Source organism: Friedmanniella luteola (assembly GCF_900105065.1).
In the GTDB taxonomy this organism is placed as follows: Bacteria; Actinomycetota; Actinomycetes; order Propionibacteriales; family Propionibacteriaceae; genus Microlunatus; species Microlunatus luteolus.
The window spans coordinates 1,804,974-1,825,462 of record NZ_LT629749.1 but is presented as its reverse complement, the minus strand read 5'-3'; the positions used below and the strand labels follow the sequence as shown (position 1 = coordinate 1,825,462).

Below are 20,489 nucleotides of genomic sequence, written 5' to 3'. Positions count from 1 at the left end.
CGCGCGACCTCAGAGGCGCGCGTGGAACACCTCCCCCTGGAGCGCGTCGTCGACCAGGCCCACCGCCCGCTTGGTGCGCGCGAGCCGCGCCGCCTGCTCCAGCCAGGCCTGGGCCGCCTGCTCCACCGCCGGGGCCGGCACCTTGCCCTGCAGGCCCGCCCGGATCCCGGCGAGCCCCTCCTGCGAGGCGCGGCACTGGCCCTCGACGAAGTGGGCGGCGAACCGGGCCAGCACCAGCGGGTGCCGGCGCAGCACGGGGTAGGCCCGGAAGTCCGCCGGGCAGCAGTCGAACAGGAACGCGACCGCACCCTCCTCCCACCCCTCGGCCCCGGGCGGACGGACGGTGTCCGGCCACCCCGGCGGGCGGAAGGCGGTCACGTCGTCATCCCGTATTCGTACATGCGTTCGATTCTAGGCAGCAGGGCCGCCGGTTGTCGAGGGCTAGTCTCGTGCGGTGAGCGACGTCGTCTGCCAGGTCGTCCGGGGCGAGACCGAGGCGGAGGTGGTGCACCGGGACGCCGACGTGGTCGCCTTCCTCGACCACCGGCCCGTGTTCAAGGGCCATGTGCTGGTCTGCCCCGTCGCGCACGTCGACACGCTGCTGGAGCTGCCGGAAGGGCTGATGGTCCCCCTGCTGACCGTGGCGCAGCGGGTGGCCCGCGCCCTCGGCGACGCCCTGGGCGCGCAGGGCACCTTCGTGGCGAACAACAACGTCGTCAGCCAGTCGGTCCCCCACCTGCACGTGCACGTCGTGCCGCGGACCCGGGGGGACGGCTTGCGCGGGTTCTTCTGGCCGCGGGTCCGCTACGCCGACGGCGAGCAGGCCGCGTACGGCCGGCTGATCCGCGAGGCGCTCGACCAGCAGCGCTGAGCCCGTCCACGCCCGGCCAGCGGTCAGGACCGGCCGGTCAGCTCCGTCACCAGGGCGTCCGCGAGGTCGTCGACGTCACCGACGGTGTCCACCACCAGCCGCGGCCCCGTCCACCCGGCGAGCTGTTCGCGCCGCTGGCCGAGGCTGTCCCAGTGCGGTTCCGGGAACTCTCCCAGGTCGCGGCGCCGGCTCTCCAGCCGCTGGCGGTGCAGCTCCGGGTCGGAGCAGATGACCTCGACGAAGGCCACGGTGGTGCCGGTGCGCAGGGCCAGGTCCTCCCACTGCGCGCGGGCCTCCGGCGCCGCGTTCACCGCGTCCACCAGGACCGTCTGCCCCAGCCGCAGCTGGTGCTCGGCGACCGCCTCGACGGCCAGGTACGCGGCCAGCCCGGTCGGCTGGTCGGCGCCGACGCCGGCGCGCAGCAGGGCGGCCTCCACCGGGTCCACCGACAGCACGGGCCAGCCGGTCCGCCGGGCGAGGGCGTCGGCGACCGAGCTCTTGCCGGCACCGGGCAGCCCGGCCGTCGCGATCAGCACGGCGGGAACGGTACCGGCGCGGCGGCGTCCGCGTGGCCGTTTGGACGGGTGACCTGGGCCCGGCGGCGGGACCGGTGATCCGGGCCCGGACAGCACCGCACCCCCCGGCCGGTGGCCGAGGGGTGGGTGCGGGAGGAGGGTCCTGTGTCCCCCGACGTCAGGACCGCTCCCGATCAGGGGCTCAGACCTTGTAGCCACGCTGGCGGCGGAACAGCTTGCCGGTCATGACGACGGTCTGGGCGATGGTGACGACGTAGAGGACGGGCCAGCCGAGCCACAGGATGGAGGACTGGATGAGGACGGGCAGCTGGAACCACGTGTAGCCGAGGACGAGGAAGGTGACCGCCAGGATGATCAGCGGGGTGAGGAAGGCGTTGCCCGAGCCGCGCTCGGCCTTGGCCTGCTCGGCCCAGTTGTCGACCTTGACCTTGGAGAGGAACTTCGCCCAGGCCCGCAGGAAGTGGCCGGCGCGCAGCCACATGTAGAGCTCGGCGGGGATCCCCGCGGCGGCGAAGGCGACGTCGCGCCAGGTGCGGCCCTTCATCGACCAGGCGATCCGGACGTTGAGCAGGATCGCGACGGCCGGCGGGATCAGCCAGATCGGGGAGAAGACGAACGCCCCGATGGACAGCGACGCGGCGAGCAGCAGGACGAACGCGATGCGGGTGAAGATGTTGGTGAGCATCCCGAAGTTCTCCGCCCAGCGCAGCCGCAGGTTCGGGTGCAGCGGCTGGCCCTTGGTGTCACCGCGCTGACCGGGCCACATCAGGTCGATGGCGCCGTAGTTCCACTTGACCTGCTGGCCGTCGAGCGAGCGGACGGTGGTCATGCCGCCGACGTCGGCGCGGGCCTGCGCCGAGATCTTCGTCAGGTAGCCGGCGGACTTGATCTGCAGGCTGAGCAGGGAGTCCTCCACCTCGGAGTCGTTGACCCACGGGGTCTGCTGGTGGTTCTCCGCCATCACCGCGCGGAGGGCCCGCATCGAGAAGATGGAGCACTGGCCGCCGAGCACGGCCATGTTGCGGCCGCGGAGCATGTTCTGCATGTTGAAGGCGGCGAACTGGGCCCGCTGGCCGGCGATCAGCAGCCGGGCGATCGGGCCCTTCACGAGGGTGTCGTCGATGCTGTAGATGGCGGAGATGCCGCCGATCCGGGTGTCGGAGAGGATCTCGGCCTCGAGCTTCTCGACCGCGTCGGGTGCCAGGGTGGTGTCACCGTCGACCCCGAGGAGGTAGTCGGCGTGGCCGATGAGGGAGAAGCCGTAGTTCAGGGCCCCGACCTTCTTGTCCGGGTTGGCCCCGATGTCGTGGACGTAGACCTCGGTCTGCTGACGGCTGCCGTCCTTGCTCTTCCGCTTGGCGGTGCGCGGGCCGGCGAACTTGGCGGCCTTCTCGAAGGTGTCGTCCTTGGTGTTGTTGACGATCACGTGGATCTCGTCCGGCAGCCGGGTCTGCTTGAGCAGCGACCGCAGCACGTCGACGATGGAGTCGCCCTCGTTGTAGGCGGGGATGACGGCGGCGACGACCGGGCGGTACGTCGGCAGCGCGTCGACCTCCTCGTGGAGCTGCCGGACGTAGGAGGCCAGGCCCTCCTCGGCGGGACGCGCGGTGGCGGCGGAGCTGGTGGTGGGCTCGAGGTCGAACGTGGTCATCGCGGTTTCTCCTGCTTCGGGGGACGGTCCGGGCCGCTCAGCCCGACACGTCAAAGATCGGGCGCGGACCTCCAGCGGAGCCGGGCTCCGGAGCAGCCTCCGCTCAGGAGTGCTGCAAGGTTCAACTGAATTCTCAGGCGCCTCGGCGGCGCCGCAGCGCGACCTCAGGACGACCCGACCCCGCCTCTGCGGGACCTCAGGCCCGGGGCTCGGGACCGCCGGCGCGGGACCGCCCGCCTCCCGCTGCCGCAGGGCACCATGTTTCCGGTGACCCGGTGCGGGTACCCGGGTGGCCGACCGCCCCGACGTCCAGGGCGACATCCAGCGGGGGTGGAGATGACGCGTCACCGGCTCATCCGCTGCGACCCGGCGCAGCTGGTCCGGCACGCGTCGACGGTGCACGCGACCGCGCCCGACCGCTCAGCGGCGGGCGACCACCTCCAGCGGTGGCGCTACCGCGTCCCCCCCGCCGGCACCACCACGGGCTGGCTGACCCGGCTGCCGGACGGTTCGGTGCTGGGCTGGTGCCTCGAGGTGGAGCCCGGGGCGAACGGGGCGCTCGCCCACCTCACCGTCGCCGTGGTCGCCGGCCGGCTGACGCTGCTGCCCGTCACGGTCCAGCGGCTGGCCCTGGCGCCGTTCACGGAGCGCGAGCTGACGGCCCTGGCCCGCGCGGTGGAGCCGGTCGCCGCCTGAGCGGTCCCCGCCCCCGAGCGGAAGGGCCGTCCGGCCGCGCGGACCCGCTCGACCGGGCTACTGTGCCGCCATGCGACGACGGGTGACGCTCCGGGCCCTGGTGCTGGCCGTCTTCCTGGTGCTGCTCGGCACCCAGGTGTCCGCGGCCCCCCAGCCGGGCCGGCTGCACTTCACGGCGGCCGGTGACTTCGCGCAGACGGCGAACACCGGGCTGGTCCTCGAGAAGCTGGCGGCCACCGGCAGCGACGCCGCGGTCACCCTCGGCGACATGTCCTACGGCGCCGTCGGCGGCGAGCAGGGCTGGTGCGACTTCGTCAAGGCCCGCGTCGGCGCCTCGTTCCCCTTCGAGATGCTCTCCGGCAACCACGAGTCCAACGGGCTCAACGGCAACATCAACGACTTCTCCGCCTGCCTGCCCAACCAGCTGCCGGGCGCGGTGGGCACCTACGGCCGCCAGTACTACGTCGACGTCCCCGCCGACAACCCGCTGGTCCGCTTCGTGATGATCTCCCCCGGCCTGACCTACCCGGACGGCACCTGGAGCTACGCGGCCGGCTCCGCCCGCTACCAGTGGACGGCCCAGGCCATCGACGGCGCCCGCGCAGCCGGCGTCCCCTGGGTGGTGGTCGGGATGCACAAGCCCTGCCTGACCGTCGGCAAGTACGGCTGCGACTCGGGCGCGGACGTGTTCAACCTGCTGCTGAGCAAGAAGGTCGACCTCATCCTCAGCGGCCACGAGCACACCTACCAGCGCAGCCACCAGCTGGCCCTCGGCGCGGGCTGCCCCGCCTTCACCCCGGCCCGCTACGACGCGGCCTGCGTCGCCGACACCGACAGCAGCTTCACGGCCGGTGCGGGGAGCGTCGCGATGGTCGTGGGGACCGGCGGCCAGCTCCTCTACGACGTCACGAGCACCGACCCCGAGCTGCCGTACATGGCGGCGACGAGCGGTCTCAACGTCAACCCCACCTACGGGTTCCTCGACGTCCAGGCCACCGCCGACGTGCTGCAGGCCTCGTTCGTCCGGGGCGCCGGCGGGACCCTGGCCGACTCCTTCACCGTCACCAAGGGGGCCGCCCCCGCCGACCTGCCGCCGGTGGCCTCGTTCACCAGCAGCTGCGCGGGGCTGGTGTGCAGCGTCGACGCCGGGGCCTCCACCGACCCGGACGGCACGATCGCCTCCTACGCCTGGACGTTCGGCGACGGCACGACGGCCACCGGCGTCCGGGTCTCCCACCCCTACGCTGCGGCCGGCAGCTACCCGGTGACCCTGACCGTGACCGACGACGACGGCGGCACCGCCCAGAGCACCCGCAACGTCGCGCCCACCGCCCCGGCCGCGGGAGCGCTCGTGGACGACCAGTTCTCGCGCACGACCGCCGGCGGCTGGGGTTCCGCGCCCACCGGCGGGGCGTGGACGGTGTCCGGCAGCGCCGCCAACTACGCCGTGGGCGCCGGGCTGGGCACCGTCAAGGTGGCCGCGGGCAGCGGACCGCTGGCCACGCTCAACGGGGTCTCGACGGCGGGCAGCGACCTCCGGCTGAGCGCGGGGCTGGACAAGCTGCCGGCCGGCAGCGGCCTCTACCTCGCCACGCACGCCCGGCGGGTGACCGGAGCCGGCGCCTACCTGGCGAAGACGCGGGTGACCAGCACGGGCTCGGTGACCCTCGAGCTGACCCGCACCACCGCGACCGGGACCGAGACCAACCTGCAGCCGGCGGTCGTCGTCACCGGGCTGACCTACGCGCCCGGCGACCTGCTCAACATCCGCACCCAGGCCGCCGGCAGCGCCCCGACCACCGTGCGGGCCAAGGTCTGGAAGGTCGGCAGCCCCGAGCCCACCACCTGGCAGCGCTCGGTCACCGACACCACCGCGGGCCTGCAGACGGCCGGATCCGTCGGGGTCAGCCCCTACCTGTCCAGCGGCGCCACCAACGCACCGGTCACCGTCCGGCTCGACTCGCTGGTGGTCACCGCCCCCTGAGCCGGTCGCCGGGGCGCGTCAGTGCAGGGGTCCCGGCTCCGGTGCCGCCTCCAGGACCTCGACGAGGTCGCCGACCCGGATCCGACCGGACGGCTGCTCGGGCACGAGGTTGACGCCGAACCACGTCTTCCCGTCGTGGCGGCGGTGCCGGGCGAGGCTGGCCAGCGGCTCCTTGGTGCGGACCGCGGTGCCCGGGTCGACGAGGGTGAAGGCGCAGCGCTCGCAGGCCTTGACGACCCGCAGGGTGACGTCGCCGACCCGGACCCGTCGCCACCGGTCCTCCTCCCAGGCCGGCGCGCCGGCGACCACCAGGTTGGGCCGGAAGCGGCCCATCCCGAGCAGCCCCTCGTCCGGCCGCGGACCGGCGGCCACCCAGCCCTCGAGCGCCGCCAGCGACTCCTCGCTGGTGAGCAGCAGCGGGAACCCGTCGGCCAACGAGACGGTGTCGCCGAGCCGGGCGTAGGCGGGGTCGGCCGGACGGCCGCGGGGGTCGACCAGGTGCAGCAGCCGGGCGGGCCGGCCGAGGACCCCGGCCAGCCAGGCCTCCGCGCCCGGGGCCGACGTGGCGAGGAACCGGCTGCCCCACAGGTCGACGGGCACCCGGTCGGGCCCCGCGGGTGCGGGCACCCGCAGCACCGGGTGACCCTCGGCCCGCAGCTCCAGCGCACCGTCGAGGACGCGCGCCCCGACGAGCACCAGTGCGGGGACCTGACGCCCCGTGACCATCGCGCCCGCGTCGTCGACCACCATCCAGCGCCGGTCGCCCGCCAGCCCCCACGGCTCGACCACGGCCTCGGCCAGCGGCTCCGCCCGCCCGGACTTGAGCGGGTAGCGGGCGAGCGACGTCAGCGTGACGGTCAGGGGTGGCACGACGGCTCCTCGGCGACGGGCGCCGCTCGGGCGGCGTGGCGAGACTAGCGGGGGGCCGGCCGGACCCCGCGCGCCGGGTTTCGGCACCGCCCGAGGGGTACCACGTGTAGCCCAACTTCAGGCACCCGAGCGGGCAGCCCGCGACGCGTCCGGGCGGAGCGAGGACAGCCGGCTACGTCAGGATGAAGTTCCAGGTGCCCGCGGCGACGGCGGCCGCGACGCAGACGGCTCCGAGCACGACGCCGCACCCGACCGTGACCACCTCGGCCCGGCCGACGGGCGAGGGCCGGGCCCAGGTGCGCTTCGCGGGGCCGTCGAAGCCGCGTGCCTCCATCGCCGTGGCCAGCCGGCTGCCCCGCCGGACCGCCAGCACCAGCAGGGCGAGCGCCTGGCCCACCAGCCGGCGCAGCCGCCCGGCGTCGGCCACCCCGCGGGCCCGCCGGGCCAGCTCCAGCGAGCGCCAGTCCTGCAGGAACAGCCCCACGAGCCGCAGCCCGGCGAGCGCGCCGAGGACGAAGCGGCTGGGCAACCGCCAGCGCTGGGCCAGCCCGTCGGCGAGGTCGGTGGGGTCGATGGTGGCGAACAGCACGACGGCCGGCAGGGCGATGGCGACGAGCCGGGCGGTGGTGGCCAGCCCGATGGCGACCGAGCCCTCCGTGACGTGCACCAGCCCCAGCTGGAGGTAGGTGTCCCCCGACGCCTGGCCGTAGAGGACCATGGTGAGCCCGGCCAGCGGGGCCGCGACCAGCAGCGGGACGGCGCGCAGCCAGATCCGGCCGCTGCGCAGCCCCACGGCCAGGAACAGCACCAGCTCGCCGACCACGGCGACGGTGGCCGAGACCCAGTCCAGCGTCAGCAGCAGGCACAGCGTGAGCGGCAGCAGCGCGGCGATCTTGGCGACCGGGTTGACCGTCAGGACACGGGGCCCGGCCCGGTCGGGGGCCAGCAGGCTCACGGCGCCACCGTCCGGACCTGCACGCCGGGCCCGTCGCCCAAGACCACCTCGGTGCCGGCCAGGGCCTCGACGAACGCACGGTCGTGGGTCACCGAGAGCACCGTCCGGCCCTCGGCCAGCAGTGCGCCGAGCAGGTCGACCAGGCCGGCCCAGGTGAGGGCGTCCTGGCCGAAGGTCGGCTCGTCCAGCACCAGCAGGTCCGGGGAGGTGACCAGCACGGTCGCCACCGACAGCCGACGCTTCTCCCCGCCCGAGAGCGTGAACGGGTTGGCCCGCGCCAGGCCCTCCAGGCGCAGCCGCCCCAGCAGCTCGGCGACCCGGGCGCGGCCGGCCCCGTCGAGCCGGCGGGTGGCCCGCAGGCCCACCTCGAGCTCCTCGGCGACGGTCCCGGTGAGGAACTGGTGCTCGGGCTCCTGGAACACCACGCCGACCCGGGCGACGAGGTCGCGCGAGCGCCAGGCGTGCGGCCGGTCACCGGCTCCGCGGGCCAGCGCCGGGTGGGCCCGGACCCGGCCGCCGAGCGGGGCCAGCAGGCCGGCCAGGGTGAGCGCCAGGGTCGACTTGCCCGAGCCGTTGCGGCCGGTCAGGGCCACCGACGCGCCCGCCCGCAGCTCGAGGTCGACGCCGTCGCGGACCAGCCGGCCGCCCCGCCCGACGGCCAGGCCCTCGGCACCCAGCAGCGGGCGGCCCGGGACCGGCCGCGGTCGGGCGGCGACGCGGGGCGGGTGGTCCGGGACCCAGATGCCGGCGGCGGCCAGCGCCGGTCCGGTCCGGGCGAGCACGTCGGCGGGCCTTCCGTCGGCCAGCACGCCGTCCGCTCCGAGGACGACGACGCGGTCCACCACCGGCAGCCACGTGGCGACCCGGTGCTCCACCACGACGAACGTGGCGCCGGTCGCGTCGAGCACCCGGCCCACCGCGTCCCGGACCTCGAGCACCCCCTCCGGGTCGAGGTTCGCCGTCGGCTCGTCGAGCAGCAGCAGGCCCGGTCGCATGGCCAGCACCCCCGCCAGGGCGAGCCGCTGCTGCTGGCCGCCGGAGAGCCGTTCCGTGGGGTGGTCGAGGGCCACGTCGAGGCCGACGGCCTCCAGCGCCGCGGCGACCCGTGGCCAGATGGCGTCGCGGGGGACGCCGAGGTTCTCGCAGCCGAAGGCCACGTCGTCACCGACGCGGGCGAGGATCACCTGCGTCTCCGGGTCCTGGAGCACCAGCCCGGCCCGGCCCCGGGCGTCCCGCGGGGCGCGGCCGTCGAGCCGCAGCCGGCCCTCCTCCTCACCCGCCTCGGCGTCGCCGAGCACCCCGGCGAGCGCGTGCAGCAACGTCGACTTGCCGGCGCCCGACGCGCCCAGCAGGAGCACCCGCTCCCCCGGTTCGACGACGAGGTCGAGCCCGCGCAGCGCCCACGCCCGCCGGCCGGCGTGCCGCCAGCCCCAGCCCTGCGCCTCCAGCCGGGCCGGCACGGTCGGGGACGCGGCCGCACCGACCGTGCGGTGGGCGGGGACGGTCGGCACCGCTCAGACCAGCTCGGTGGTGTCCCGGCCGGCGGCGAAGCGGTGCAGCGCCCCGGTCCGGGCCAGCGCCCGCACGGCCAGCCAGGACAGGGTCCCGGCGATGAGCGCGCCGCCGAGGACGGCGCCGACCACGAAGACGGTGGCGAAGAGGGCGCCGCTGCCGGGGTAGTAGACGACCAGCTCGAAGACGGCCAGCCCGACGCCCGCGCCGGCCCCCGCCAGCCAGGCCACGGGCAGCCGCCAGACCCTGTAGAGGAAGACGGCGAAGACGATCTCGGCGCCCAGCCCCTGGACCAGGCCGGAGACGAGGGTCAGCAGCCCCCACTGGCTGCCCAGCAGGGCGGACACCACGGCGGCCAGCAGCTCGACGTAGACCGCCGCGCCGGGCTTGCGGATCAGCAGGCCGCCGAGGACGGCGCCGAGCAGGAACGGCGCCTCGACGAAGGACTGGGCGCCCGGCAGCAGCGCCTTGACCGGGGCCGACAGACCCTCGTAGGCGGCGCCCCAGACGAGGAAGACGACGCCGAGCGCGACGCCGACGACACTGGCGACGACGATGTCGACCACCCGCCAGCGACGGTCGGGGACGGCGCGCGCCTGGCCCTGGGTGGACGGGACGGTGGTGTGCTGCATGGTGTGCACCTCTCGGTCAGAGGGACACGGGGACGTGACAAGAGGCCTCCCTGCGCTGGCATGACCCAGATCAGGTTCGACGGTCGAAGGTTGGAGAACCTTCCTCTCAGCCCGGCTCCACCGGACTCCCGTGTTCGCCGACCAACCTATCCCACGACGCGGTGCACCCTCGACGGGTCCGGCGGACCGGGGACTCAGTCCTCGTCGGCCGCGACCGCGCGCCGGCGGGCGTTGTCACGGCCGGGCTTCCAGACCAGCTTGTGGGTGCCGTCGCAGAGCGGCATCAACGCGCTCGACCCGCAGCGGCAGAGGGCGATGGTCTTGCGCCGTCGCGGCAGCGGGGCGCCGTCGGCCCCCACGATCTCCACGTCGCCCCGCAGCAGCATGGGGCCGTCGGGGTAGATCGTGATCTGCGCATCCCGGGCCGGGCCCGGGTCGGAAGGAGAAGGAGCCACGGCGGTTGAGTACCCAGCCCTGATGGCCCATAACTGCGCGGGCCGGCGGTCGCGACCCCACGTCGGCCGCCGGGGTTTCTCCCGCTCCGACGAGGGTAGGAGAACTCCCATGCGACGAAGCCCGTACCCGACTGCGCTCGCCTTCGACCGGGGCTGCGGACGGGCTCCGCTGCTGGCCCGCGGGACCCTGAGCGCGCAGCTGCTCTGGGTGCTGACCGAGGAGCCCCAGCCGGTGCCCCAGCTGCGGACGCAGGCGCTCGACCTGGTCGGCAGCACCGCCGACGTCCTCCGCGACGACGACGTCCAGCTGTCCCTGCTGGTCCTGCACGAGCTGCACCACCGCGGCTGGCCCGGGGTCGACGACCGGTGGGAGTGGCACCCCGACCTCGTCGGGCTGGCCGCCGTGCTGGAGGACGCGACGGAGGCCGGGCTGCGCGCGCTCGTGGCGGACCGGCTGCCCGACGCCCCCGCACCCCGGGACGTGCCGACAGCGCTGGCCGAGCTGGTGCAGGGCGACGACGGGCCGTCGATGTCGCGCTACCTCGCGCGGACGGGGACGGTGACCGAGTACCGCGAGCACCTGGTGCACCGCTCGATCTACCACCTGAAGGAGGCCGACCCGCACACCTGGGCCATCCCGCGGCTGGCGGGGCGGGCGAAGGCCGCGCTGGTGGAGATCCAGGCCGACGAGTACGGGGCCGGCCGCGCCGAGTGGATGCATGCGACGCTCTACGGTGACACGATGCGCGGCCTCGGGCTGGACGACAGCTACGGGCACCACCTGAACGACGTCCCGGCGATCACGCTCGCCTGGGCCAACACGATGACCCTCTTCGGACTGCACCGGCGGCTGCTGGGGGCGGCGATCGGCCACCTGGCCGCCCTGGAGATGTCGTCGTCGCTGCCGATGCGCCGCTACGGCAACGGCCTGCGCCGGCTCGGTTTCGACGAGCCCACGACCCGGTTCTTCGACGAGCACATCGAGGCGGACGCGGTGCACGAGCAGATCGCGGCGCACGACGTCGCCGGGCAGCTGGCGCTCGACCGGCCCGCCCTGGTCGAGGACATCCTCTTCGGGGCCGCGGTGGCCCTGGCCATCGACGCCGCCGTCACGACCCATGTGCTGGACAGCTGGGCGGCGGGGCGGTCGTCGTTGCGACCGATCCCGGAGAACGCGGCGGGGGTCGTCTCCGCCGCTGCCGCGCTGCGGCAGGAGACAAAGGGGTAACCGTGCGGCTGCGGCTGGAGTACGTGGTGCCGCTGCGCTGGGGTCCGGGGACGGACGCGGGCGAGCTGACGGGCTACCTGCAGCGGTTGAGCCGCGACGTCGACGTCACCGTCGTCGACGGCAGCGCGCCCGAGGTCTGGGAGCGGCACCACGCGCTGTGGGCGGACTGGGTGCGGCACGTGCCGGTCGGCGCGTGGCCGGGCCGGAACGGGAAGGTGGCCGGGGTGGTCACCGGCGTCCGGCTGGCGCGTCATGAGCTCGTCGTGATCGCCGACGACGACGTCCGGTGGACCGCCGCGCAGCTGGCCCGCGCGGCGGACCTGCTGGTCGGCGCGGACCTGGTCCGACCGCAGAACTACTTCCACCCGCTGCCCTGGCACGCCCGCTGGGACACCGCCCGCACCTTGGTGAACCGTGCCCTCGGCGCCGACCACCCCGGCACCTACGCGCTGCGCCGGAGCACCTTCCTCGTTATGGGCGGCTACGACGGCGACGTCCTGTTCGAGAACCTGGAGCTGTCGCGGACGGTGCGCGCCGCGGGCGGGACGGAGGTGACCGCCCCCGACCTGCTGGTCCGGCGCGTCCCGCCCGAGGCGGGCCACTTCTGGGGCCAGCGGGTGCGGCAGGCCTACGACGACTTCGGCCAGCCCGCCCGGCTGGCGACCGAGGCGTCGCTGCTCCCGGCCGCGGCGCTGCTCGTCGGCGGCTGCCGGGCGTGCTCACCCCGGCTGCGCCGGTGGAGCCGCCGCGGTCTGGCGGCCGAGGCGCTGCTGCCCGTGGCGCTGGCGGAGGTGGGCCGGCGGCGGGCCGGTGGGCGGGCCGTGTTCCCCGCCGACACCCCCCTCTTCGCCCCGCTCTGGATCGCCGAGCGCGCCGTCTGCGTGTGGCTGGCCGTGGGCCGGCGCGTGAGCGGCGGGATGCCGTACGCGGGTCGACGGCTGGTCACCGCCGCCCACAGCACCGCTGCGCTGCGTCGACGGCTGGCCCGCCGGGTCACCCGCGAGGCAGCGCCGCAGACGCCGCTGACCACGCTGACGCCCGCTGGACGCTGAGGACCGCCCGGACCCCGAGGGGTCCGGGCGGTCCCGGGTGCAGGTGCTGGGTGGTGCGGGTGCTCAGGCGGCGACGGCGTCCTGCGCGTCGGCCCGGACGCCCTCGAGGGCCTGGGTCCAGGCGACGAGCTGGTCGAACAGCGTCGTCAGGTTGGCCTGGTGGTGGTCGCCCGGCGTGAAGACCGAGTAGTTCTCGAAGTCGGTGGCCAGGTTGAGGGCGACCTGCGCCCGGACCGTGGCCACCTGGAGCTCGGAGGCGATCAGCCGCAGCTGCTCGACGGCGCGGACCGCACCCACCGAGCCGTAGCCGACGAAGCCGGCGGCCTTGTTGTTCCACTCGCCGTAGACGAAGTCGATGGCGTTCTTCAGCGCGCCGGAGGGGCTGTGGTTGTACTCCGGGGTGACGAAGACGAAGCCGTCGAAGGACGCGACCGTGGCGGCCCAGGTCTTGGTGTGGTCCTTGGAGTACAAGCCCATGGACGCGGGCACCGGCTCGTCGAGCAGCGGCAGGTGGAACTGCTCGATGTCGACCAGCTCGTACTCGGCGTCGGTCCGGGTCTTGGCGTAGGCGTGGACCCACTCCGCGACGGCGGTGCCGTTGCGGCCGGGCCGGGTGCTGCCGACGATGATGGCGATGCGCGTCATGAACTCTCCTGGTCGGGTTGTTGAAACTTAAACCAGAGTAGCGCACGGCGAAGCCAGGGCCGCCGCCGTGCCACGGGGACGTGGGAAGCGGGCTCGGACGTGCGGACTCCGCGGCAGGACCGGCGGGCTCAGAGGTGCGGGAAGACCCGGTGGGAGTCCTCGTCGGCCTCGTCCAGCATCCGCGCCGACGGACCCGTGCCGACGATCAGCGGGTCGGGGGTGCCGACCACGTCGCGGTCCTTGTCGGTGTAGTCGAGCACCGACAGGACGTGGCGCAACGCCTCGATGCGGGCACGCTTCTTGTCGTTGCTCTTGACCACGGTCCACGGGGCGTCGGCGGTGTCGGTGTAGAAGAACATCGCCTCCTTGGCCGCGGTGTAGTCCTCCCACTTGTCCAGCGACTGCAGGTCCATCGGGCTGAGCTTCCACCGGCGGACCGGGTCGGCGTGGCGCTGCGCGAACCGGCGGCGCTGCTCGTCGCGGGAGACCGAGAACCAGAACTTGACCAGGTGCAGCCCGCTGCGGACCAGCATCCGCTCCAGGTCGGGCGCCTGCCGCATGAACTCCAGGTACTCGACCGGCGAGCAGAAAGCCATCACCCGCTCGACGCCCGCCCGGTTGTACCAGGAGCGGTCGAAGAGCACGATCTCGCCGCCGCTGGGCAGCACGGAGATGTAGCGCTGGAAGTACCACTGGGTGGCCTCGCGCTCGGTCGGCTTCTCCAGCGCCACCACCCGGGCGCCGCGCGGGTTCAGGTTCTCGGTGAACCGCTTGATGGTGCCGCCCTTGCCCGCCGCGTCCCGGCCCTCGAACACGCACGCGACCTTGGACTGGGTCGCTCGTACCCAGCTCTGCATCTTGAGCAGCTCGATCTGCAGCGACCGCTTGGCCGCCTGGTACTCCTTCTCGGTCATCTTGGACTGGTACGGGTAGTCCTGCCGCCAGGTCTCCTGCTCGGGGTTCGGCAGCAGCACGGTCTCGGCCCCGCGCTGGCCGTCGACGGCTGGGATCTCGACCGCGGTGGGCGGCCGCTCGACCTCCCCCTCGGACGCCCCGAGGTCGGCGGGCTCGGTCAGGGTCGCAGAGGGCTGGCTGGTCTCGTCCACGTGGTCGGGGTACCCGTGCCCCACGGGCGTCAACCCGGGAGCCCCGCGTCCGGAGCCGACCCACCGCGCCCCCGAACCGACCCGCCGCGCCCCGAGCCGACCCCACCGCACCCCGAGCCGACCCCACCGCACCCCGAGCCGACCCCACCGCGCCCTGAGCCAGTCGAAGGGCCTTCGACCAGCTCAGGCAACGGCCGACGGCAGGCGGCAGCCGACCCACCGCGCCCTGAGCCTGTCGAAGGGCCTTCGACAGGCTCAGGCGACGACGACAGGCTCAGGCGACGACGACTGGCTCAGGCGGCGGCTCCCGCCGGGTGCCTACTGCTTCAGCAGTGACCGGAGCACGTACTGCATGATCCCGCCGTTGCGGTAGTAGTCCGCCTCGCCGGGGGTGTCGATCCGGACGACGGCCTCGAAGGTGACGTCGCCGGCCTGGACCGTGACCGTCGTCGGGGTGGTCCCGTCGTTCAGGGCCGTGACGCCGGTGATCTCGATCGTCTCCTCCCCCGTCAGCCCCAGCGACTCCACGCTCTGGCCCTCGGGGAACTGCAGGGGCAGCACGCCCATCCCGATCAGGTTCGAGCGGTGGATCCGCTCGTAGGACTCGGCGACGACGGCCTTGACGCCCAGCAGCGCGGTGCCCTTGGCCGCCCAGTCGCGCGACGAGCCGGAGCCGTACTCCTTGCCGGTGAGGATCACGAGCGGCGTCCCGGCGGCCAGGTAGTGCTCCGACGCCTCGTAGATGGTGCTGACCGGGCCGTCGGGCAGGGTGAAGTCGCGGGTGAAGCCGCCCTCGGTGCCCGGCGCCAGCTGGTTGCGCAGCCGGATGTTCGCGAACGTGCCGCGGATCATCACCTCGTGGTTCCCGCGGCGCGAGCCGTAGGAGTTGAACTCCCCGCGCGGCACCCCGTGCTCGGTGAGGTAGCTGCCCGCCGGGCTGTCGGCCTTGATCGAGCCGGCCGGCGAGATGTGGTCGGTGGTGATCGAGTCGCCGAGCTTCAGCAGCACCCGGGCGCCGCTGATGTCGGTGACCGGCACCGGCTCGGCCGGCATGCCGTCGAAGTACGGGGGCTTCCGCACGTAGGTGGAGTCGGCGTCCCACGCGAAGACCTGGCCCTCCGGCGTGGGCAGCGCCTGCCACTGCGCGTCGCCGGCGAAGACGTCGGCGTAGGAGTCGGTGAACATCTCCGAGCCGATGGCCGACGCCACGATCTCGTCGATCTCGGCCTCGGTCGGCCACACGTCGCGCAGGTAGACGGGCTGGCCCTGGTCGTCGGCGCCCAGCGGGTCGTTCATCAGGTCGATGTCCATGGTCCCGGCCAGCGCGTAGGCGACGACCAGCGGCGGCGACGCCAGGTAGTTCATCTTGATGTCCGGGTTGATCCGGCCCTCGAAGTTCCGGTTGCCCGACAGCACGGAGACGACGGCGAGGTCGCTCTCGTTGACCGCGGCGCTGACCTCGGGGATCAGCGGCCCGGAGTTCCCGATGCAGGTCGTGCAGCCGTAGCCGACGAGGTTGAAGCCGATCTTGTCGAGGTAGGGCGTCAGGCCCGAGCGGTCGTAGTAGTCGGTGACCACCTTCGAGCCCGGGGCCAGCGTCGTCTTGACCCAGGGCTTGCGGGTGAGCCCGCGCTCGACGGCCTTCTTGGCCACCAGCGCCGCGCCGATCATCACGCTCGGGTTGGACGTGTTGGTGCACGAGGTGATGGAGGCGATGGTAACGGCGCCGTGGTCCAGCTCGAAGGACGTGCCGTCCGCCAGGGTGACCAGCGTGGGCTTGGACGGCCGGCCGATGTCGGCGGCGACGCCCTCGCCGTACTCCTGCGGGTCTTCCGACTCCTCGCCGCTGTGGCTCGGGGAGTCCGACGCGGGGAAGCTCTCGGCGGAGGCCTCGTCGACGCCGGTCAACACCGGGGCGTCGTCGATGCGGCGGTCGGCGTCGGCCTTGGCCGGGACGACCTGGTCGTCCTCGACGTAGGCGCCCAGCGCCTCCCGGAAGCCCTGCTTGGCGTGGGACAGCACGACGCGGTCCTGCGGCCGCTTGGGGCCGGCGATGCTCGGCACCACGGTGCTGAGGTCCAGCTCGAGGTACTCCGAGTACTGCGGCTCGCGGTCGTCGTCGTGCCACAGGCCCTGGGTCTTGGCGTAGGCCTCGACGAGGGCGATCTGGCTCTCGTCGCGGCCGGTCAGCCGCAGGTAGTCGGTGGTCTTGGAGTCGATCGGGAAGACGGCGATCGTGGAGCCGTACTCCGGGCTCATGTTGCCGATGGTGGCACGGTTGGCCAGCGGGACCGCGGAGACGCCGGGCCCGTAGAACTCGACGAACTTGCCGACCACCTTGTGCTGGCGGAGCATCTCGGTGATGGTCAGCACCAGGTCGGTGGCGGTGGCGCCCTCGGGCATGGCGCCGGACAGCTTGAAGCCGACGACGCGCGGGATGAGCATCGAGACGGGCTGGCCCAGCATGGCCGCCTCGGCCTCGATGCCGCCCACGCCCCAGCCGACGACGCCGAGGCCGTTGACCATCGTGGTGTGGGAGTCGGTGCCGACGCAGGTGTCGGGGTAGGCCTGCCCGTTCCGGGTGAAGACCACCCGGGCCAGGTGCTCGATGTTGACCTGGTGGACGATGCCGGTGCCGGGCGGGACGACCTTGAAGTCGTCGAAGGCGGTCTGGCCCCAGCGCAGGAACTGGTAGCGCTCGCGGTTGCGGCCGTACTCGATCTCGACGTTCTTCGTGAACGCGTCGGCGGTGCCGAAGACGTCGGCGATGACGGAGTGGTCGATGACCAGCTCGGCGGGGGCCAGCGGGTTGATCTTGGTCGCGTCGCCGCCCAGGTCGGCCATCGCCTCCCGCATGGTGGCGAGGTCGACGACGCAGGGCACGCCGGTGAAGTCCTGCATGATCACGCGGGCCGGCGTGAACTGGATCTCGTGGCTCGGCTGCGCCGTCGGGTCCCAGGCGGCGAGGCCGCGGATGTGGTCGGCGGTGATGTTCGCGCCGTCCTCGGTCCGCAGCAGGTTCTCGAGCAGGATCTTGAGGCTGTAGGGCAGCTTCTCCGACCCCTCGACGGCGTCGAGCCGGAAGATCTCGTAGGACTCGTCACCGACGGGCAGCGTCGCCCTGGCCCCGAAACTGTTCACGCTCATCCGCTGTCTCCTGAGGTTCGAAGTATCTTGACGTCAAGATACTCTAGCGCACCCTCGGCGGACCGCCAGGAACGGCGCACGGCCCGGGGCGCTCCTCCGTAGCCTCTCCCATCGCGCCGATCCGCGCCACGACAGGGTCGCCTAACCAGGACCCCGCCGAGCTCGCCGGGCCCCGCTGCCTAGGCTCGTCCGGTGAAGCCGAGCGACCTGCCCCTGCTGTGCACCGTCTCCCCGCCCACCCTGGCGCCGGACGGTTCGCGCGCCGTGTTCGCCGTGACGCGGCCCGACCTCGCGGCCGACGCCTCCGTGGGCCAGCTCTGGCAGGTGCCCACCGACGGCTCGGCGCCGGCCGAGCGGTTGACCCGCGGGAGCCACGACACCGCCCCGCAGCTCTCCCCCGACGGCCGCCTGCTCGCGTTCCTGCGCGCGGCTCCCGGCACCCCGGGGCAGCTGCACGTCGTCCGCTCCACCGGCGGCGAGCCGGTCCCCGTCACCGACCAGCCGCTGGGCGTGACCGCGTTCGACTGGTCGCCCGACGGTGCGCGCCTGGTGTTCCTGGCCCGGGTGCCCGAACCAGGCCGCTACGGGACCGTCGACGGCCTCCCGCCCGCGGCCGAGCCGGCCCGGCGGATCACCACCACCCGCTACCTGGCCAACGGCGTCGGCTGGGTGACCGACCGTCGCGCCCAGGTGTTCCTCGTCGACGTGCCCGACGTGACCGCCGAGCCGCCGGTCCCGGCCGCACCCTCGGCGGACGACCCGCACCCCGAGCCCGACGCCGGCGTCCCCACCGCCGTGCAGCTCACCACCGAGGACGCCGACCACGCGCACCCCCGCTTCGGCCGGGACGCCCGCACCGTCACCGTGGTCGTGCCCGAGCACGACGGCGTCAGCCCCCGGCTCCGGCAGTCGCTGCGCCGGCTCGTGCTCGACGCCGACGGCGGGGTCGCCGAGGTGACCACCCTCACCGGCCACGCCGACGGCCTGCACGTCCTCGACGGTCGCGAGACCGCCGACGGCACCTCCGTCGTGCTGGCGCAGGAGCTGGGCCCCGACGAGGTCGAGTTCGTCGGCACCAACCCCGCCCTGCACGTGCTGGTCGACGGCGGGCGGCCGCGGCGCCTGACCGACCCCGAGACCGTCGACCTGACCGCGTCGCCGCTCGTCGTGGACGGTGCCGCCCTGCTCGTCACCGACACCACCCGCGGCACCGTCCAGCTGCTGCGGGTCACGCTGGACGGGCAGGTCCGGCGGCTGACCGAGGGTTCCGTCGAGGTCGAGGGCGTCGCGGTCGCCGCCGGCGTCCTCGCGGTCAGCCTGGCCGACCCCCGCTCGTCGGGCGACGTGGCGGTGCTGGAGCCGGCGGGGCTCCGCCGTCTCACCGACCTGTCCGCGCCGCTGCGCGAGGCGGGTGTGGTCGACGCCGAGGAGGTCGTCGTCGCGACCCGGGACGGCGGCCAGGTGCACGGCTGGGTGCTGGTGCCGCCCGGCCCGGGGCCGCACCCGACGCTGCTGCTCATCCACGGCGGCCCCTACGCCCAGTACACGGGCTCGCTGTTCGACGAGGCGCAGGTCTACGCCGCCGCCGGCTACGGCGTGGTGATGGGCAACCCGCGCGGCGCCGCCGGCTACGGCCAGGCGTTCGGCCGCAGCATCCGCGGCCGGATGGGCACGGTCGACCTGACCGACGTGCTCGACCTGCTCGACGGCGCCGTGGCGACGCACCCGACCCTGGACGCGGGCCGGGTGGGGGTCATGGGCGGCTCGTACGGCGGCTACCTCACGGCCTGGACCACCGCCCACGACCACCGCTTCGCCGGCGCGGTCGTGGAGCGCGGCTTCCTCGACCCGGAGCTGTTCCTCGGCACCTCCGACATCGGCACCTACTTCGCCCAGCAGTACACCGGCGCCGACCCGGAGCAGCGCCGCCGGCAGAGCCCGCAGGCGGTCGTGGGCCAGGTCCGCACCCCGACGCTGGTCGTCCACTCCGAGGACGACCTGCGCTGCCCGCTGTCCCAGGCCCAGCGCTACCACCTGGGGCTCGTCGAGGCCGGCGTGCCGACCGAGCTGCTGGTCTTCCCCGGCGAGGACCACGAGCTGAGCCGCTCCGGACGGCCGCGGCACCGGCTGCAGCGCTTCGACGCGATCCTCGACTGGTGGGACCGCTACCTGCCGACGTCCGGTTGAGGACCGAGTTGACAGAACTGGGTCGACCCCTGGTCACCTCACGTCTGACACGTCGGCGCCGGGCCGACCTCAGAGCTGGGTGCGGACCACCGCGGCGACCAGCACGGCGACGACCACCGTGACGACGGCGGAGAAGGCCGAGGCGACGACCCGGTGCTCACGCTGGATGGTGGCGAGGGTGAGTCCGCGCAGCAGCAGCCGGTTGGCGACCCAGCGGAACAGGTAGAGCGTGAGCACGGCGACGACGGCGGTCACCGTGAACGCCTCGAAGCCGACGACCCAGCCGGTGAAGTCGCCCGCCACCCCCTCGCGGACGACGACGCCGACCGCGACCAGGACGCCGGCCGCCTCGAAGGCCGCGGTCAGGCCGCCGACCCGCAGCTCCTCGCGGATGCTCCACGGGGTGACGGCCTCGTGCAGCCAGAACACGGCCACCACGAGGGCCAGCCCGAGGCAGCCGAAGACGACGGTGCTGGCCAGGCCCTGGGTCACCGTCGGCGACGCGCCGGTCAGCGAGCCGTTGAGGATGAAGCCGAAGCCGAGGTAGAAGCCGGCCTCCACCACCCCGAGGGCGACGTTGCCGCGGAGCAGCTCCTCGTCGTTGGCGACCCGGCGCAGCAGCACGAGGTCGACGACGTAGCGGACCGCGACGAAGGCGACCACCACCCAGGCCAGCTCGTAGGCCTGGCCGATCAGGCTGGACCAGGGCAGGTCGTCGGCCGTCCGGGTGGTCGGCGGCAGCGCGGCGACCCCGAACCCGAGCACCAGGGCGGCGCGCTGCACGAGGTAGGCGGCGTTGCCGTCGCGGAACAGCACCTGGTGGTCGTCGAACCGGGTCAGCCGGTTGTGGACGAACCACAGCAGGCCGCCCGCGACCAGGGTCAGCAGCAGGCTGGCCGCCGCGGGCGGCGCGTTCTCCAGGGTGGCGCGCAGGTAGTCGAGCACGGGTCCTCCTCGGTGGT

General features: G+C 73.9%; 18 protein-coding genes. 6 read left to right on the top strand and 12 right to left on the bottom strand.

What is annotated here, in order from left to right; genetic code table 11:
- Positions 1 to 9: 9 nt before the first annotated feature.
- Positions 10 to 378, bottom strand: a complete 369-nt coding sequence (locus tag BLT72_RS08625; protein WP_091412042.1) for a hypothetical protein — start codon at positions 376 to 378, stop codon at positions 10 to 12.
- Between the two features lie 76 nt (positions 379 to 454).
- Here BLT72_RS08625 and BLT72_RS08620 point away from each other — a divergent pair, with 76 nt between their 5' ends.
- On the top strand, positions 455 to 871 hold the full coding sequence (locus BLT72_RS08620; RefSeq protein WP_091412040.1) for an HIT family protein: 417 nt from the start codon (positions 455 to 457) through the stop codon (positions 869 to 871).
- Between the two features lie 23 nt (positions 872 to 894).
- Here the strand turns inward: BLT72_RS08620 and BLT72_RS08615 are convergent, their stop codons facing one another.
- Positions 895 to 1,407, bottom strand: coding sequence for a P-loop nucleotide/nucleoside kinase family protein (locus tag BLT72_RS08615; protein ID WP_091412038.1), 513 nt, complete (start codon positions 1,405 to 1,407; stop codon positions 895 to 897).
- A gap of 181 nt (positions 1,408 to 1,588) precedes the next feature.
- Positions 1,589 to 3,058, bottom strand: a complete 1,470-nt coding sequence (locus tag BLT72_RS08610; protein ID WP_091412036.1) for a glycosyltransferase family 2 protein — start codon at positions 3,056 to 3,058, stop codon at positions 1,589 to 1,591.
- Between the two features lie 330 nt (positions 3,059 to 3,388).
- Here BLT72_RS08610 and BLT72_RS08605 point away from each other — a divergent pair, with 330 nt between their 5' ends.
- Together BLT72_RS08605 and BLT72_RS08600 are read left to right on the top strand one after the other, a co-directional pair.
- Complete coding sequence (locus tag BLT72_RS08605; protein WP_091412033.1) at positions 3,389 to 3,754, top strand: hypothetical protein; 366 nt, start codon at positions 3,389 to 3,391, stop codon at positions 3,752 to 3,754.
- A gap of 70 nt (positions 3,755 to 3,824) precedes the next feature.
- Positions 3,825 to 5,738, top strand: coding sequence for a PKD domain-containing protein (locus tag BLT72_RS08600; protein WP_231930455.1), 1,914 nt, complete (start codon positions 3,825 to 3,827; stop codon positions 5,736 to 5,738).
- An 18-nt stretch (positions 5,739 to 5,756) separates the two neighbouring features.
- Here BLT72_RS08600 and BLT72_RS08595 read toward each other — a convergent pair whose 3' ends face one another.
- From BLT72_RS08595 to BLT72_RS22710, 5 genes are all read right to left on the bottom strand, one after another.
- Entirely contained in the window at positions 5,757 to 6,608 is an 852-nt protein-coding gene (locus BLT72_RS08595; RefSeq protein ID WP_231930454.1) for an MOSC domain-containing protein, read from the bottom strand.
- A 172-nt stretch (positions 6,609 to 6,780) separates the two neighbouring features.
- The gene (locus tag BLT72_RS08590; protein WP_091412031.1) at positions 6,781 to 7,563 is read right to left on the bottom strand and encodes an energy-coupling factor transporter transmembrane component T family protein; all 783 of its coding nucleotides are present in this window, start codon (positions 7,561 to 7,563) and stop codon (positions 6,781 to 6,783) included.
- Positions 7,560 to 9,074, bottom strand: coding sequence for an ABC transporter ATP-binding protein (locus tag BLT72_RS08585; RefSeq protein ID WP_231930453.1), 1,515 nt, complete (start codon positions 9,072 to 9,074; stop codon positions 7,560 to 7,562). The genes BLT72_RS08590 and BLT72_RS08585 overlap by 4 nt, the downstream gene beginning before the upstream one ends.
- Before the next feature lie 3 nt (positions 9,075 to 9,077).
- A complete protein-coding gene (locus BLT72_RS08580; RefSeq protein ID WP_091412029.1) occupies positions 9,078 to 9,707 on the bottom strand; it encodes an ECF transporter S component in 630 nt (209 codons plus the stop codon).
- Positions 9,708 to 9,901: 194 nt separating this feature from the next.
- Positions 9,902 to 10,162, bottom strand: coding sequence for a CDGSH iron-sulfur domain-containing protein (locus BLT72_RS22710; RefSeq protein WP_231930452.1), 261 nt, complete (start codon positions 10,160 to 10,162; stop codon positions 9,902 to 9,904).
- Positions 10,163 to 10,271: 109 nt separating this feature from the next.
- Here BLT72_RS22710 and BLT72_RS08570 point away from each other — a divergent pair, with 109 nt between their 5' ends.
- Together BLT72_RS08570 and BLT72_RS08565 are read left to right on the top strand one after the other, a co-directional pair.
- Positions 10,272 to 11,390, top strand: a complete 1,119-nt coding sequence (locus tag BLT72_RS08570; RefSeq protein ID WP_091412024.1) for an iron-containing redox enzyme family protein — start codon at positions 10,272 to 10,274, stop codon at positions 11,388 to 11,390.
- 2 nt (positions 11,391 to 11,392) lie between these two features.
- Complete coding sequence (locus tag BLT72_RS08565) at positions 11,393 to 12,442, top strand: glycosyltransferase family 2 protein (RefSeq protein ID WP_157720361.1); 1,050 nt, start codon at positions 11,393 to 11,395, stop codon at positions 12,440 to 12,442.
- Positions 12,443 to 12,505: 63 nt separating this feature from the next.
- Here the strand turns inward: BLT72_RS08565 and BLT72_RS08560 are convergent, their stop codons facing one another.
- The 3 genes from BLT72_RS08560 to BLT72_RS08545 form a co-directional block, all read right to left on the bottom strand.
- Complete coding sequence (locus BLT72_RS08560; protein WP_091412021.1) at positions 12,506 to 13,087, bottom strand: NADPH-dependent FMN reductase; 582 nt, start codon at positions 13,085 to 13,087, stop codon at positions 12,506 to 12,508.
- Between the two features lie 128 nt (positions 13,088 to 13,215).
- Positions 13,216 to 14,001 carry a polyphosphate kinase 2 gene (gene ppk2 / locus BLT72_RS08555; RefSeq protein ID WP_091417030.1) on the bottom strand — a complete coding sequence of 262 codons (786 nt, stop codon included), beginning with the start codon at positions 13,999 to 14,001 and terminating at the stop codon, positions 13,216 to 13,218.
- Between the two features lie 510 nt (positions 14,002 to 14,511).
- Entirely contained in the window at positions 14,512 to 17,340 is a 2,829-nt protein-coding gene (locus BLT72_RS08545; protein WP_091412018.1) for an aconitate hydratase, read from the bottom strand.
- A 192-nt stretch (positions 17,341 to 17,532) separates the two neighbouring features.
- Here BLT72_RS08545 and BLT72_RS08540 point away from each other — a divergent pair, with 192 nt between their 5' ends.
- Complete coding sequence (locus tag BLT72_RS08540) at positions 17,533 to 19,527, top strand: S9 family peptidase (RefSeq protein WP_091412015.1); 1,995 nt, start codon at positions 17,533 to 17,535, stop codon at positions 19,525 to 19,527.
- 69 nt (positions 19,528 to 19,596) lie between these two features.
- Here BLT72_RS08540 and BLT72_RS22160 read toward each other — a convergent pair whose 3' ends face one another.
- Positions 19,597 to 20,472 (bottom strand): DUF350 domain-containing protein, encoded by an 876-nt coding sequence (locus BLT72_RS22160; RefSeq protein WP_157720360.1) that lies wholly within the window; start codon positions 20,470 to 20,472, stop codon positions 19,597 to 19,599.
- Between the last annotated feature and the right edge of the window lie 17 nt (positions 20,473 to 20,489).

Bases quoted from the DNA above. Each gene is read 5' to 3' on its own strand.
- BLT72_RS08580 (WP_091412029.1), bottom strand. From the start codon at position 9,707: ATGCAGCACACCACCGTCCCGTCCACCCAGGGCCAGGCGCGCGCCGTC.
- BLT72_RS08570 (WP_091412024.1), top strand. From the start codon at position 10,272: ATGCGACGAAGCCCGTACCCGACTGCGCTCGCCTTCGACCGGGGCTGC.
- ppk2 (WP_091417030.1), bottom strand. From the start codon at position 14,001: ATGACCGAGAAGGAGTACCAGGCGGCCAAGCGGTCGCTGCAGATCGAG.
- BLT72_RS08545 (WP_091412018.1), bottom strand. From the start codon at position 17,340: ATGAGCGTGAACAGTTTCGGGGCCAGGGCGACGCTGCCCGTCGGTGAC.
- BLT72_RS08610 (WP_091412036.1), bottom strand. From the start codon at position 3,058: ATGACCACGTTCGACCTCGAGCCCACCACCAGCTCCGCCGCCACCGCG.
- BLT72_RS08600 (WP_231930455.1), top strand. From the start codon at position 3,825: ATGCGACGACGGGTGACGCTCCGGGCCCTGGTGCTGGCCGTCTTCCTG.
- BLT72_RS08560 (WP_091412021.1), bottom strand. From the start codon at position 13,087: ATGACGCGCATCGCCATCATCGTCGGCAGCACCCGGCCCGGCCGCAAC.